General features: G+C 61.4%; 13 protein-coding genes. 1 reads left to right on the top strand and 12 read right to left on the bottom strand.

Features of this window, described 5'->3' with window-relative positions:
- Positions 1–69 precede the first annotated feature (69 nt).
- The 8 genes from ABWV89_RS03780 to paaI all read right to left on the bottom strand — a co-directional run bounded on the left by ABWV89_RS03780 (position 70) and on the right by paaI (position 6,102).
- Positions 70–357: an encapsulin-associated ferritin-like protein gene (locus ABWV89_RS03780; protein ID WP_353394358.1), complete on the bottom strand. Its 288-nt coding sequence runs from the start codon at positions 355–357 to the stop codon at positions 70–72.
- Between the two features lie 99 nt (positions 358–456).
- Positions 457–1,539, bottom strand: a complete 1,083-nt coding sequence (gene paaE, locus ABWV89_RS03775) for a 1,2-phenylacetyl-CoA epoxidase subunit PaaE (RefSeq protein ID WP_353395161.1) — start codon at positions 1,537–1,539, stop codon at positions 457–459.
- Positions 1,540–1,565: 26 nt separating this feature from the next.
- Positions 1,566–2,093 carry a 1,2-phenylacetyl-CoA epoxidase subunit PaaD gene (gene paaD / locus ABWV89_RS03770; RefSeq protein ID WP_353394356.1) on the bottom strand — a complete coding sequence of 176 codons (528 nt, stop codon included), beginning with the start codon at positions 2,091–2,093 and terminating at the stop codon, positions 1,566–1,568.
- Positions 2,090–2,878, bottom strand: coding sequence for a 1,2-phenylacetyl-CoA epoxidase subunit PaaC (gene paaC / locus ABWV89_RS03765; RefSeq protein WP_353394354.1), 789 nt, complete (start codon positions 2,876–2,878; stop codon positions 2,090–2,092). Before paaC ends, paaD begins: the two co-directional genes overlap by 4 nt.
- Positions 2,879–2,895: 17 nt before the next feature.
- Positions 2,896–3,216 (bottom strand): 1,2-phenylacetyl-CoA epoxidase subunit PaaB, encoded by a 321-nt coding sequence (paaB, locus tag ABWV89_RS03760; protein WP_353394351.1) that lies wholly within the window; start codon positions 3,214–3,216, stop codon positions 2,896–2,898.
- A gap of 32 nt (positions 3,217–3,248) precedes the next feature.
- On the bottom strand, positions 3,249–4,265 hold the full coding sequence (gene paaA, locus ABWV89_RS03755) for a 1,2-phenylacetyl-CoA epoxidase subunit PaaA (protein ID WP_353394349.1): 1,017 nt from the start codon (positions 4,263–4,265) through the stop codon (positions 3,249–3,251).
- 29 nt (positions 4,266–4,294) lie between these two features.
- Positions 4,295–5,608 carry a phenylacetate--CoA ligase PaaK gene (gene paaK / locus ABWV89_RS03750; RefSeq protein ID WP_353394347.1) on the bottom strand — a complete coding sequence of 438 codons (1,314 nt, stop codon included), beginning with the start codon at positions 5,606–5,608 and terminating at the stop codon, positions 4,295–4,297.
- A 56-nt stretch (positions 5,609–5,664) separates the two neighbouring features.
- The gene (gene paaI, locus ABWV89_RS03745) at positions 5,665–6,102 is read right to left on the bottom strand and encodes a hydroxyphenylacetyl-CoA thioesterase PaaI (RefSeq protein WP_353394344.1); all 438 of its coding nucleotides are present in this window, start codon (positions 6,100–6,102) and stop codon (positions 5,665–5,667) included.
- A 170-nt stretch (positions 6,103–6,272) separates the two neighbouring features.
- Here paaI and ABWV89_RS03740 point away from each other — a divergent pair, with 170 nt between their 5' ends.
- Positions 6,273–6,890 (top strand): TetR/AcrR family transcriptional regulator, encoded by a 618-nt coding sequence (locus ABWV89_RS03740; protein WP_353395159.1) that lies wholly within the window; start codon positions 6,273–6,275, stop codon positions 6,888–6,890.
- Here the strand turns inward: ABWV89_RS03740 and ABWV89_RS03735 are convergent.
- From ABWV89_RS03735 to ABWV89_RS03720, 4 genes are all read right to left on the bottom strand, one after another.
- Complete coding sequence (locus ABWV89_RS03735) at positions 6,874–9,939, bottom strand: efflux RND transporter permease subunit (RefSeq protein ID WP_353394343.1); 3,066 nt, start codon at positions 9,937–9,939, stop codon at positions 6,874–6,876. The genes ABWV89_RS03740 and ABWV89_RS03735 overlap by 17 nt on opposite strands.
- Before the next feature lie 66 nt (positions 9,940–10,005).
- Positions 10,006–11,184: an efflux RND transporter periplasmic adaptor subunit gene (locus tag ABWV89_RS03730; protein ID WP_353394341.1), complete on the bottom strand. Its 1,179-nt coding sequence runs from the start codon at positions 11,182–11,184 to the stop codon at positions 10,006–10,008.
- An 89-nt stretch (positions 11,185–11,273) separates the two neighbouring features.
- Positions 11,274–11,708 (bottom strand): ribonuclease HI, encoded by a 435-nt coding sequence (gene rnhA / locus ABWV89_RS03725; protein WP_353394339.1) that lies wholly within the window; start codon positions 11,706–11,708, stop codon positions 11,274–11,276.
- A gap of 96 nt (positions 11,709–11,804) precedes the next feature.
- On the bottom strand, positions 11,805–12,668 hold the full coding sequence (locus tag ABWV89_RS03720; RefSeq protein WP_353394337.1) for a class I SAM-dependent methyltransferase: 864 nt from the start codon (positions 12,666–12,668) through the stop codon (positions 11,805–11,807).
- Positions 12,669–12,690: the final 22 nt, after the last annotated feature.

Below are 12,690 nucleotides of genomic sequence, written 5' to 3'. Positions count from 1 at the left end.
ATCTCGGTGCAGGACTCCGGCCTTCTGTTGGTGCAATCTGGCGCCAGGGCCAGCCCCAGCGCTTGGGAATCAGTCGTGCGTGAGAGGCTTGTCCGTGAACAGGTAGTCCTTGAGTTCCTTGTTGAAGGCAGGATCCTTGCGACGAATCCACTCCAGCACCATGGCTGCGTGTTCCTTTTCTTCATCGCGGTTATGCGCCAGGATAGCCGCAAGCTCCTTGTCCTTGCATGCGTCTACGCGTTGCTGGTACCAGTCCACGGCCTCCAGCTCTTCCATCAATGAAACGATGGCGCGATGCATGTCGCGCGTCTCATCGGACAGCTCGCTCACTGGCTCATGGTAGCCCTCATTCGACATATGCTTCTCCTGTGCAAATTGTTCGTGGAAATCACATCTTAAGCCTGCCGCAGAGCTACGTGCGACATACCCCCTGTGATACCTCAGCCGGGGGAGCGGTCATCGTTCATCGAAGGATAGAACGACCTTTTCCGTGAGCGGGTGGGCCTGGCAAGCCAAGACAAAACCCTGAGCCACCTCAGCCTTGTCCAGAGCATGGTTGCGATCCATACGCACTTTGCCCTCCAGGACTTTTGCGCGACAAGTGCTGCACACGCCCGACTTGCACGAATACGGCACATCCAGACCGGCTCTCGATGCCGCGTCGAGAACACTGGGGTCTGATTCAGTGAAGTCCACATCACGCCGCAATCCATCGCGGATGATGGCAATGCGGGCATGCACGGCGTCACCCGCCTGCACCTTGTGCTCTGGCAACTGGCCCGGCTTGGCATCCGGCACGCCGAAGCGCTCCACCTTGATTCTGTCTTCCTTCAGCCCGCCCGCCAGCAATGCTGCATGCGCATCATCATTGAACCCGTGCGGGCCGCAGACAAAGGCTTCGTCGACCTGAGACAAAGGAACCAGTGCCGCAAAAAAAGTGGCCAGCTTGTCCTGATCCAGACGCCCGCTGCTCAAAGGGGAATCCATGTGCTCCCGCGAAAACACGTGATGCAGGCTCAGGCGGCTCATGTACCGGTTCTTGAGGTCCTCTATCTCTTCCTTGAACATGGTGGAGGCCGTGTTCCGGTTGCCATAGATCAGCGTGAATCGGCCTTCAGGCTCGCGCGTCAGCACACTCTTCATGATGGACAGGATGGGCGTGATGCCGCTGCCTGCTGCGAGCCCCACCACGTGGCGGCCTGGCTTGTCACTTGCCTGTGAGACGAAATGACCCTGTGGCTCAATGACCTCAATGCTGTCGCCGGCCTTGAGGGCTTCATTGGCCCAGGTCGAGAAGACGCCCCCCTCCACCTTCCTCACGCCGATGCGCAGCTCGGGTTCGTCCGGGCCCGCACAGATGGAATAGGAGCGTCGAACGTCTTCGTCGCCAATGAGCTTGCGCAGTGTGAGGTACTGGCCCGGCTGCCAGGTGAAGGCCTGGCGCAAGTCTTCGGGCACCTCGAATGAAATGGTGACGGAGTCGGCTGTCTCGGGGCGGACGGCGCTGACACGCAATGGGTGAAAGTGCAAACTGCTCATGCGGTGTTGAGGGTTCTGTGTATCCATCAGATGGGCTTGAAGTGCTCGAAAGGCTCCAGACAACTCAGGCATCGGTGCAGCGCTTTGCACGCCGTAGAGCCAAACGGAGAGAGCTGTTCGGTGCGGTCGCTGCCGCAGCGAGGACAGGGCACGGCCGAAGCGCTGCGCCTGCCGTAAACGTGAATGGGGGCCTCGCCAGCAGCAAGCATGGAGGCGGTCCGACCGGGTGGAGCGATGCCATAGGCACGCAATTTCTGCCGACCTTCTTCTGATATCCAGTCGGTGGTCCAGGCCGGTGCGCGGCGCAACACAATGCGTGATGGCCCCAGACCTGCCGCGTTCAGAGCAGCAAGCGCCTGCTCCTCGATCAGCTCTGTCGCCGGACAGCCAGAATACGTGGGCGTGAGGATGGCCTCGAGAACGCCATCCTCTGCCACCTGAACATCACGGACAATGCCCAGCTCACACAGAGAGATGGCGGGCACTTCCGGGTCGGGCACCAACTTCAGTGCCGCCCAGGCCTGCTCGCAGCGCTCAGTGGCGGCCTGGTTCACCAGGCGCCTCCAGGATAGGCACGCTGCAGGTACTGCATCTCTGCCAGCAGGAAGCCCATGTGCTCTGAATGCACGCCTTGCTTGCCCGCGCTGCGAAACGCGCGGGGCGCGGGCACCTGCAAACCGGCCTGTGTCAGCATGGACCCCATCTCGGCTTCCCACGCCTCGCGCAGATCACTCGAGCGCGGGCCAAGCCCTGCCTGTGCGGCTGCGCCGTCCACCTCATCGTCTTCGAACAGCTCTGCGGCATATGGCCAGAGCACAGCCACAGCATCGCGCATGCGGCGTGCCGATTCGTCCGTGCCGTCGCCCAGGCGCACCACCCAGTCGCCCGCATGCGACTGGTGATAGCGCGCCTCTTTCACAGCCTTGCCGGCAATGGCTGCCAGCTCTGCGTCACTTGAGCTCTGCAGCCTTTGCCACAGCAGTTTGAGCAATGTGCCCACCATCGCGTTGCGAAGCACGGTGAATGCAAAATCCCCGCGCGGCAGTTCAACCAGCGTAGGATTGCGATAGTCACGCTCCTCCCGCAGGAACGCCAGCTGGTCCTCATCAAACGCAGTGCCGGTGTCCTCGGCATTGAGTTGCCCTGCCCGCGTCAGCACGGCACGGGCCTGCCCGACCAGGTCGAGCGACATGTTGGTCAGCGCAATGTCCTCCTCGAGGATGGGTGCGTGCCCACACCACTCGCCCAGGCGCTGGGCCAGGATGAGGCAGGTGTCGCCCAGGCGCAGCAGGTACTGGACGTCGGCGCGACGACTGGGTGCAATGGATGGTGTTGTCATCGTCTTGGCTCCGGCGCTCACATGTGGTCGACTTCGGGGGGCAGCTGATAGAAGGTGGGGTGGCGGTACACCTTGTCTTCCATCGGGTCGAAATACATGTCTTTGTCACCCGGGTCGCTGGCCACGATCTGATCGGCACGCACAACCCACACACTGCAACCTTCCTGACGGCGGGTGTATACCTCGCGGGCCATCTTCACGGCCATCTGGCCGTCAGCTGCATGCAGGCTGCCGCAATGCTTGTGATCCAGTCCAGCTTTGCTGCGGACGAAAACTTCCCAAAGCGGCCATTCCACCTGGCTGCCACTGGTGCTGCGGTCATTTGTCTGTTCACTCATCGTTTGGCTCTCTTGATCTGTCTCTTCTCACGTCAGGCGGCTTTGCGCATGGAGGCGGCCTCGGCCTCTTCTTGCTTGCGCGCGTGGGCCATGGCGGCATCGCGCACCCAGGCACCGTCGTCCCATGCGTCCACCCTTGCTTGCAGACGTTCACGATTGCACGGGCCGTCTCCACCAATCACGCGCCAGAACTCGTCCCAGTCGATGGCGCCGTGATCATGTGCTTCGCGCTCTTCGTTCCAGCGCAAGTCCGGGTCTGGCAGCGTTACCCCCAGTACCTTGGCCTGCTCCACCGTGGCGTCAATGAATTTCTGACGCAAGGTGTCGTTGGAAACGCGCTTGATGCCCCAGCGCATGGATTGCGCAGAGTTGGGTGACTGGTCGTCCGGCGGGCCGAACATCATCAGGCAAGGCCACCACCAGCGGTTCACTGCGTCCTGCACCATGGCCTTTTGCGCTTCGGTGCCGCCTTGCATCATGGCCAGCAGACTGTCGTAACCCTGGCGCTGGTGAAAGCTCTCCTCGCGGCAAATGCGGACCATGGCCCGCGCATACGGGGCGTACGAACAGCGGCAGATGGGCACCTGGTTCATGATGGCAGCGCCATCGACCAGCCAGCCGATCACGCCCACATCTGCCCAGGTCAGCGTGGGGTAGTTGAAGATGGAGCTGTACTTGGCCTTGCCGGTGTGAAGCGCATCGAGCATCTGGTCGCGGCTTTGCCCCAGCGTTTCGGCCGCGGCGTAGAGGTAGAGGCCGTGGCCACCCTCATCCTGGATCTTGGCCAGCAAAATGGCTTTGCGTTTGAGCGTCGGGGCCCGGCTGACCCAGTTCCCTTCGGGCAACATGCCCACGATCTCACTGTGCGCGTGCTGACTGATCTGGCGCAGCAGCGTCTTGCGGTATTTCTCCGGCATCCAGTCTTTGGCTTCGATGAAACCACCGTCGTCGATGCGCGCATCGAACCGCGTTTGCAGCTCGGCTGGCTCGGCATGGGCGTCATCGCCGGCGGGCTTGCCGCCCGGAATGTCCATGGCTTGGGTGTACATAGGGGTTCTCCTGTCTGGGATGCGATGTCTCAGCGCTTGCGCATGTCAAACACCCGCCGCGCCTTACCGGTGAGGGTTCGCTCGATGCTGTCGGGCGGCAGCACGTCGACGCTGGCTGAGACACCAATCAAAGTCTTGATGCGGTGGCGCACCCATTCGGCAACGCTGTCGACATCGGCTGGCGCCGTTGAAGCACCGGGCTGCAGTTCGCATCGAACACTCATTTCGTCCAGGGTACCGTCGCGTGAGACCTGGATCTGGTATTGGCCGGAGAGGTGTTCGTGCGAAAGCACGATCTCTTCCACCTGCATCGGGAACAGATTGACGCCGCGGATGATGAGCATGTCGTCGCTGCGGCCGACGATCTTTCCCATGCGCCTGAAAGACCGGGCCGTGGGCGGCAGCAGTCGCGTGAGGTCGCGCGTTCGGTAGCGGACGATGGGCATGGCCTGCTTGGTCAGGGAGGTGAACACCAGTTCGCCCTCCTCGCCATCGGGCAGCACTTCGCCGGTTTCCGGGTCGATGATCTCGGGGTAGAAATGGTCTTCCCAGATCACAGGGCCGTCCTTGGCCTCAATGCACTCATTGGCCACGCCGGGGCCAATGACCTCGGACAGGCCGTAAATATCCACCGCATCAATGCCGGCTTTGGCTTCGATTTCGGCACGCATGGCCTCGGTCCAGGGCTCTGCACCGAAGATGCCGACCTTGAGCGAGCTGGCCGCCGGGTCCAGGCCCTGGCGTTGAAACTCTTCAACGATCACCTGCATGTACGACGGCGTGACCATGATGATGTCCGGCTTGAAGTCCTGGATCAGCTGGACCTGCTTTTCGGTCTGCCCGCCCGACATCGGAATCACCGTGCAGCCGAGCTTCTCCGCGCCATAGTGCGCGCCCAGCCCCCCGGTGAACAAGCCATAGCCGTAGGCCACATGAACAATGTCGCCAGCGCGCCCGCCCGACGCCCGAATGGAGCGCGCCACGAGCGTCGCCCAGGTGTCGATGTCCTGCAAGGTGTAGCCCACCACTGTGGGCTTGCCGGTGGTGCCCGACGAAGCGTGCACGCGCGCCACCTGCTCTCTGGGCACGGCAAACATGCCAAACGGATAGTTCGCGCGCAAGTCCGCCTTGGTGGTGAACGGGAAGTGCCGCAGATCGTCCAGAGACTTCAGGTCATTCGGATGCACGCCCTTGGCATCAAAGGCTTGCCGGTAATGCGGCACGTTCTCGTAAGCATGGGCGAGCGACCACCGCAGGCGTTCGATTTGCAAGGCCTGAACTTCATCCCGGCTGGCCGTTTCAATCGGCTCGAGCTCGCCGGGAGCGGGCGCGCGAACAGTCATTTGTTGTCTCCTTCGATGGATCTTGCTGGTGATCTTGTTGTGGTTTTTTCTGTTTCTCATTGAGCGTTGTCGCCCACCGCCGGCCTTCCCTTGGCACGATAGGAGCGCCCGCGAAACACGGCTATTGCGACGCCATCCTGGTTGTGCACCGACACGTCGTAAACACCAGTGCGGCCTTTGGCGCTCACCTCGACCGCCTTGGCAGTCAGCACATCACCTTCCCGGCCGGGCGCCAGGAAATCCACTGAAAGTCCGGAGGCCACCGTCAGCTCGTTGCAGGCATTGCACGCAAAGGCAAACGCGCTGTCGGCCAGTGCGGTAATCAAACCACCATGACAGGTCGCATGGCCATTGAGCATTTCTTTGCGAACCGTCATGGTTGCAGTGGCTGTGCCAGGGCCAATGGCGATAACGTCGATGCCCAGCCACCGGGTGGCGGCATCGTTGGCCAACATTTGCTCGCGGACATGTTCGGCGGTTTGCTGCGGTGTCATGGTGTTGGCAATGTCCCTTCGGTGTTCGGTGCACCGGTAAAACGATCCGTGAAAAGTCTTTGACCGACCGGTCGGTCGATAATAAACTGATACGCTTGAGTCCTCAAGCAGCGAGCGCCTCTGGAAAACCCTAGGTCCCTCGCATGATCTCCGCATCCACCTCTCCTGACATGGGCCGCAACCGATCCGCCAACTACGAAGACCAGCGCGAAGCCATCCTGGCCCAGGCTGCGGCACTCTTTGCGAGCCAGGGCTACCCTGGCACGTCCATGAATCAGGTAGCCGCGGCTTCCGGCCTTTCCAAACCCACGCTCTATCACTACTTCAAGGACAAATACGCTCTGCTGGTCCACATTGCCGAGGGCCACGTCAAGGTGCTGGAGCAAGTGGTCATGGAAGTGGAAGCTATGAAATTGAAGCCGGACGCTGCCCTACGCGAAATGATCGAGCGTTTTGTCATGGAGTACGCGGGCGCCGCCGATGCCCACCGGGTCCTGACAGAAGACGTGCGCTTTCTGCAAGAGCCCGACCGTCAGCGCATCCTCGGGCACGAACGCAAAGTGGTGGAAGGCTTCGCCGATGCCATCGCCCTGCTCCGCCCTGAGCTGGACAAAGCCCACCTGACCAAGCCTTTGACCATGCTGCTTTTCGGCATGATCAACTGGATGTTCACCTGGGTCCGCGCCGATGGACACGTCACCCATGAACAGCTTGCACCCATGGTGGCCGACCTGTTCTTTGGTGGTCTGCCTGCCGTTGGGCTGCCTGCCATCAAGCGGAAGCGGTAACGGTCTCCACTGGCTCGTTCATGAGCTTGCGGGGGCGGGACAGCATCATGTACATCGGCGGCACCACAAAGATGGTCAGCAGCGTGCCAAGCGACATGCCGCCCACAATGACCCAGCCGATCTGCTGACGACTCTCCGCGCCTGCGCCAGAGGCCAGTGCCAGCGGGATGGCCCCCAGCACCATGGCGCCAGTGGTCATCAAGATCGGACGCAGGCGCATGGAGGCTGAACGACTCACCGCCTCCAGCTTGTCCACGCCCTGGTCTCGCAGCTGGTTGGCAAACTCCACAATCAAAATTCCGTGCTTTGTAATCAATCCGACCAGCGTCACCAGACCAATCTGGCTGTACACATTGAGCGTGCCGCCGGTCAGACGCATGGCCAGCAAGGCGCCCAGCATTGACAAGGGAACGCTGAGCATGATCACCAGCGGGTCGACAAAGCTCTCGAACTGCGCAGCCAGCACCAGGAAAATGAACAACAGAGACAGGCCAAACACCAGTGCGAGCGAGCCCGAAGAGCTGCGAAACTCGCGACTCTGTCCACCCAGATCCGTGGTGTACCCGGCTGGCAATACGTCCGCCGCAATGGCATCCATGGCCTGCAGTGCCTCACCCAGAGAAAAGTCCGGGCTCAAGTCAGCGGTGATTTCGGCGCTGCGGCGTTGCGAGAAGTGGTTCAGCTCTCGCGGAACAACCACCTCACGGACATGAACAAGCGAGGCCAGTGGAATCATCGCATCGCCACGCCCCCGCACAAACAGGCGATCAATGTCCTGTGGTGCGTTGCGCTCGTCGCTCTCGGTTTGTACCACCACGTCATACTGCTCGCCACCACGCTTGTAGCGCGTCACCGTTCGTCCGCCCAGCAGCGTCTCCACGGTGCGTGCAATGGCGTCCACGTTGACGCCCATGTCCGCTGCGCGCTCTCGGTCCACGTCAAGTCGGATCTCGGGCTTGTTCAGGCGAAGGTCGGTATCTACTTGTTGGAAGCCCGGGTTTTGCTCCAGTCGTTCCTGGAACTGGCTGACCACTTTGGAGAGGTTGTCGTAACTGTCCGAGGTAACGATGAGGTACGTCACTGGCCGTGAACGAAAACGTTGACCCAACGACGCGGGTGTGATCGGGAACGCACTCACACCCGGAAGGCCTGCCACCTTGGGCATCATGTCGCGAGCAATGTCTTGCGTGCTGCGAGTCCGCTCGCCCCATGGCTTGGCCCGCATGAACATCAGGCCCTGGGCCACCGACGGGTTACCCACACTGCTGAAGATGGTGGTCAGTTCCTCATATTGCTGCCCTATGCGCTCGATCACGCGGGCGTACCGTTCGGTATAGGCCAGCGTGGCACCGTCGGGGCCGTTGATACTGACCAGCACCAGCCCTCTGTCTTCCTTGGGTGCCAGCTCCTGCTTGGTCTGGTTGAACAACCAATAGCCGCCAGCGGCCAGCATCACCATGAACACCACGACCACTGGCCTCCCTCGCATCACGACGCCAAGGGCACGCTCATAGGACCTGGTCAGCCCGCTCAATGCGCCTTCCATGAATCGGTCAAACCGGCCTGGGTGGGATTGATGCCGCAACAGCCTGGAGCACATCAGGGGCGAGAGCGTCAGCGCGACAAAGCCAGAAACCACCACAGCACCAGCCAGAGCCAGCGCAAACTCGGCAAACAGTCGACCAGTGCGGCCAGGCGTGAACGCCAGGGGCGCATAGACAGCCGCCAGCGTCAGGGTCATGGCGACCACGGCAAATGCAATTTCGCGGGCTCCCTTGAAGGCTGCCTGCAGTGGAGCCATGCCTTCCTCGATGTGCCGGAAGATATTCTCCAGCACCACGATGGCATCGTCCACGACCAGGCCAATCGCCAGAACCAGCGCCAGCAAGGTCAGTGTATTGACCGAGAAGCCAAACAAGGCCATCAAGGCAAATGAGCCGATGAGACTGACCGGAATTGTCACCAGCGGAATGATGGATGCCCGCAGGGTGCGCAGAAACACAAAGATGACCAGGGCCACCAGAAGCACCGCTTCGCCGATTGTCTTGTAGACCGCCTCGATGGATTCTTCGATGAACACAGAGGTGTCGTTCGCAATGCGGATGGTCACCCCTGGCGGCAGGTCCTTCTGGATCTTGTCCAGCAAACCGCGAACCCCCGCCGACAGATCCAGAGGGTTGGCGGTGGCCTGTTTGATGACACCCAGTGCCACCGTATCCTGCCCATCGAGGCGAACTTTGCTTCGCTCATCCTGCGGTCCCTGCTCTACCCGTGCCACATCGACCAGTCGAACAGGCAAACCATTGATGCGCCGGATGGTGATGGCTCGAAAGTCCTCGGTCGACCTCAAGTCCGTCGAAGCAGTGACGTTGAACTCACGCAACTGGCTTTCGATCCGTCCAGCCGGCACCTCCAGATTCGAGCGCCTGAGCGCCTCTTCGACATCCTGCACCGTCAGGCGGTAGGCGGCCAGTCGGTCAGGGTCAATCCACACCCGCATCGCATACTTGCGTTCGCCGTACACGCGCACATCTGCGGCGCCGGGTGCTGTTTGCAGTACCGGCTTGACCAGCCGGTTGGCAAAGTCGGAGAGTTCGAGTGGACCATGGCTGTCCGAGCTGAGCGAGAGCCAGATCACAGGAAAGGCATCGGCCTCGACCTTCGCAATCACGGGCTCGTCGATGCCCTGAGGCAAGCGCTGTCTCACGCGGCTGACCTTGTCTCGCACATCGGCCGCCGCCGCATCAGGGTCGCGGTCCAACCGGAACTCCACGCTGATCCGACTGCTCTCCGGGCGGCTGGTGGAGGTGATGACTTCCACGCCCTCAATGGCCGCCAGTGAATCTTCCAGCGTCTTGGTCACCTGGGACTCGACCACCTCGCTGGACGCACCACTGAAAGTGGTACTGACGGTCACGCGCGGCTCCTCGATCTTGGGATACTCCCGCACCGCCAGGCCGCTGTAGGCGACCAGGCCGACCAGCACGATCAGCACGGACAGTACGGTGGCCAGCACCGGACGGCGAATGGAGATTTCAGCCAGCTGCATGTCCGAGAGCCATCATCAAGACACGGGCGAAATGTGTTGGCGGCGAAATCTCATGGCGGTGAAATGTCATGGCTTGGCCTTGTCCTTGTCGGCGGCTGCCCCCTCTACGACATCTCGAGCCGGCGTCAGGGACTGCAGATCCACCACTTTCACCTCCGCTTTTTCTCCCTTGAGCCGCTGCTGACCAGCGACCACCACTTGCTGCCCGGCGGATAGCCCTTGAGTGACCTGCACTTTGCCCGCCTGACGGATGCCCAGCGTCACTGCGGTTCGACGAGCCAGGGTCGGACTGGTGGCATCCGCAGCTTGTGAGGCTTCTACCCGGTACACAAACTGCTGGCCGTCGTCCGGCACCACCGCCTCTTCAGGCACCATCAGCACGCCTGTTTGCTCGCCGAAGACGACGGTCACCCGGGCAAACATGCCTGGTCGCAATGGTGTGTTTTTAGCAGCAGGCAAAGAGGCTCGCACAGCCACCGCACGGCCATCGGCGTCCAGCAAAGGGTCGATCGCCTTGACTTGCGCGGCAAACGCCTGACCAGCCAGGGCGTCAAAGCGAACATCCACCGGTTGCCCCACGGCCAACTTGTCCAGATACCGCTCTGGCAAACGAAAGTCGACCGTGAGCTCGGAAGTATCCTGCAGTCCCACCAGATCAGCCCCAGCGGTCACAAACTCGCCAAGGTTGATGGACCGGAGGCCCACGGTCCCGTCAAACGGAGCGAGAACGCGCATGCGATCCAGCCGCGCCTGCGTCAGCACCACTTCGGCCTCAGCCACTTCCAGTGCAGCTTTGCTCTCTTCCAGCACTCGCTGCGCCACAAATCGCTGCGCCACCAGTTCCTGGTTGCGAACATGATTGGCCCGGGCGATGGAGAGTCGTGCCTGTGCCTGCCGCAGCTCGGCGCGCTGCAGGCTGTCGTCCAGCCCCACCAGCAACTGTCCCTTCTTCACTGGAGCGCCGTCATCGAAGCCGATATGGGCAATCCGCCCACCCGTCTCAGGCTTGAGCGTGACACTCCTGACCGCGCGCAAAGTTCCGACAGCCTGGGCTTCGTCACGCAGGTTTTCTGCCTGAACCTCGGCCACCTCGACTGCCGAAGCCCCCCAGGCACCACGTTTGGCCGCTGCACTGCCTCCCTGTGGCCCGGCAGTATGGCCCTGAGACTGCGTCCACCATGCGACGGCGCCTGCGACAGCGATGCCAGCGGCGAGCAGCCATGTCAGCGTCGATTTCTGGGCCATGGGTTCTTCCGGTTTTCAATCAGTCAAGACAATCGGACAAAGATCAGTCCTAAACGCGATGCCAGCCTCAACGGGCGCCCGCAGATGCACTATAGGGGCACGCCCCGGTTGGCCAGGGCGTCAGCGCGCTCGTTACCGGGATGACCGGAGTGCCCCTTGACCCAGTGCCAATGTATGTCGTGTACACCATCGTGCACCAGCTCGTCCAGTCTTCGCCACAGGTCGGCATTCTTGACCGGTTGCTTCGAAGCCGTTTTCCAGCCCTTGGCCTTCCAGCCATGTATCCATTCCGTGATGCCCTTTCGAACATACTGGCTGTCCAGATGCAGATCAATCCGGCAAGGGCGCTTGAGCGCAGACAGGCCTTCGATCACCGCCATCAACTCCATGCGGTTGTTGGTTGTCTCCGCTTCACCGCCCCACAACTCTTTTTCGTGCCCACCCGATTGCAAGAGCACGCCCCAACCACCAGGCCCGGGATTGCCTTTGCAGGCGCCATCGGTATACATCACCACTGTGTTCAACTCGTTGTCCGTTCTGTTCTGTTCAGTTCAGTTGTGTTTGCTATCGAAGAATAAAGCGATGCCAGTCGACCCGGGTCACTGGCCAGGCCTTTGCTGTCATTCTCTCTTGGCCTGTACAGGCTCGCTGACAGGCGCCAGCGTTTTGTTGGCGATGGGAACCTGGGCTGCTGCACGTGCCGGCCTCGGTTTCCACGCCGGACCGAGCAGGTGCATGCCACGAACCCGTTTGACAGCCACCAGGAAAAACACGGCGCCGAAGATCGGCCACCATCTTGCACCCATCCGGTCCATCCAGGCCCAGCGGGTCAGCCATTTCTCAGACCGGACCGCTGGCCGGTAGCAACCATAACGCTCAGACTCGACATCGAAGCTCATGAGCTTGAGCCAGTCACGCAGCCGACGAGTACCGATGAAATCGCCTGCTTCAGGCAGATACAGCGCACCTGCGCGCGTTGCGCCCAGACCCAGGCCTGACAGCAATCTTCCACGCGCTTGCCGCAAACCCCAGAGGCTGGTCGGATTCAGGCCAGAGATCACCAGCCGCCCCTCCGGCATCAGCACTCGTTCTGCTTCGCGCAAGACCTGGTGTGGATCGGCGCTGAGTTCCAGGGTATGGGGCAGTACGAGCAGGTCCAGGCTGCCAGCAGGAAAAGGCATGGCAGCGGGGTCCGTCATCAGTGCTGCCACGGGCTTTCGCCCGTCACCCAGAGACCTGGACGAAGCATGCGCTTCATCCGCTTCTCCTCCGACAAAGCTCGGCGGTGGCTCAGGCAACGCCAGCCAGCGGTGCGGCATTCGGTTGGCCTGCAAGGTATCCAGTTGCGGCACGCCCATTTGCAGGGCATTGAAGCCAAAAATATCGGCCACAGCCACATCGAACTGCGCCTGCTCCCACTCGAGCAGGTACTGTCCTGGCGGCGTCTGGAACCAATGCTGCAAACCTATAATGGATGGATTCATGGGCTTAGCGTGGATTCAGGCC

This window comes from Hydrogenophaga sp. 5NK40-0174 (assembly GCF_040372165.1).
Taxonomy (GTDB): domain Bacteria; phylum Pseudomonadota; class Gammaproteobacteria; order Burkholderiales; family Burkholderiaceae_C; genus Hydrogenophaga.
Note: the sequence above shows the minus strand (reverse complement) of the source record. Positions and strands in the feature narration are given on the sequence as shown.

Bases quoted from the DNA above. Each gene is read 5' to 3' on its own strand.
- ABWV89_RS03780 (WP_353394358.1), bottom strand. From the start codon at position 357: ATGTCGAATGAGGGCTACCATGAGCCAGTGAGCGAGCTGTCCGATGAG.
- paaE (WP_353395161.1), bottom strand. From the start codon at position 1,539: ATGAGCAGTTTGCACTTTCACCCATTGCGTGTCAGCGCCGTCCGCCCC.
- paaC (WP_353394354.1), bottom strand. From the start codon at position 2,878: ATGACAACACCATCCATTGCACCCAGTCGTCGCGCCGACGTCCAGTAC.
- paaB (WP_353394351.1), bottom strand. From the start codon at position 3,216: ATGAGTGAACAGACAAATGACCGCAGCACCAGTGGCAGCCAGGTGGAA.
- paaA (WP_353394349.1), bottom strand. From the start codon at position 4,265: ATGTACACCCAAGCCATGGACATTCCGGGCGGCAAGCCCGCCGGCGAT.
- paaK (WP_353394347.1), bottom strand. From the start codon at position 5,608: ATGACTGTTCGCGCGCCCGCTCCCGGCGAGCTCGAGCCGATTGAAACG.
- paaI (WP_353394344.1), bottom strand. From the start codon at position 6,102: ATGACACCGCAGCAAACCGCCGAACATGTCCGCGAGCAAATGTTGGCC.
- ABWV89_RS03740 (WP_353395159.1), top strand. From the start codon at position 6,273: ATGGGCCGCAACCGATCCGCCAACTACGAAGACCAGCGCGAAGCCATC.
- ABWV89_RS03735 (WP_353394343.1), bottom strand. From the start codon at position 9,939: ATGCAGCTGGCTGAAATCTCCATTCGCCGTCCGGTGCTGGCCACCGTA.
- ABWV89_RS03730 (WP_353394341.1), bottom strand. From the start codon at position 11,184: ATGGCCCAGAAATCGACGCTGACATGGCTGCTCGCCGCTGGCATCGCT.
- ABWV89_RS03720 (WP_353394337.1), bottom strand. From the start codon at position 12,668: ATGAATCCATCCATTATAGGTTTGCAGCATTGGTTCCAGACGCCGCCA.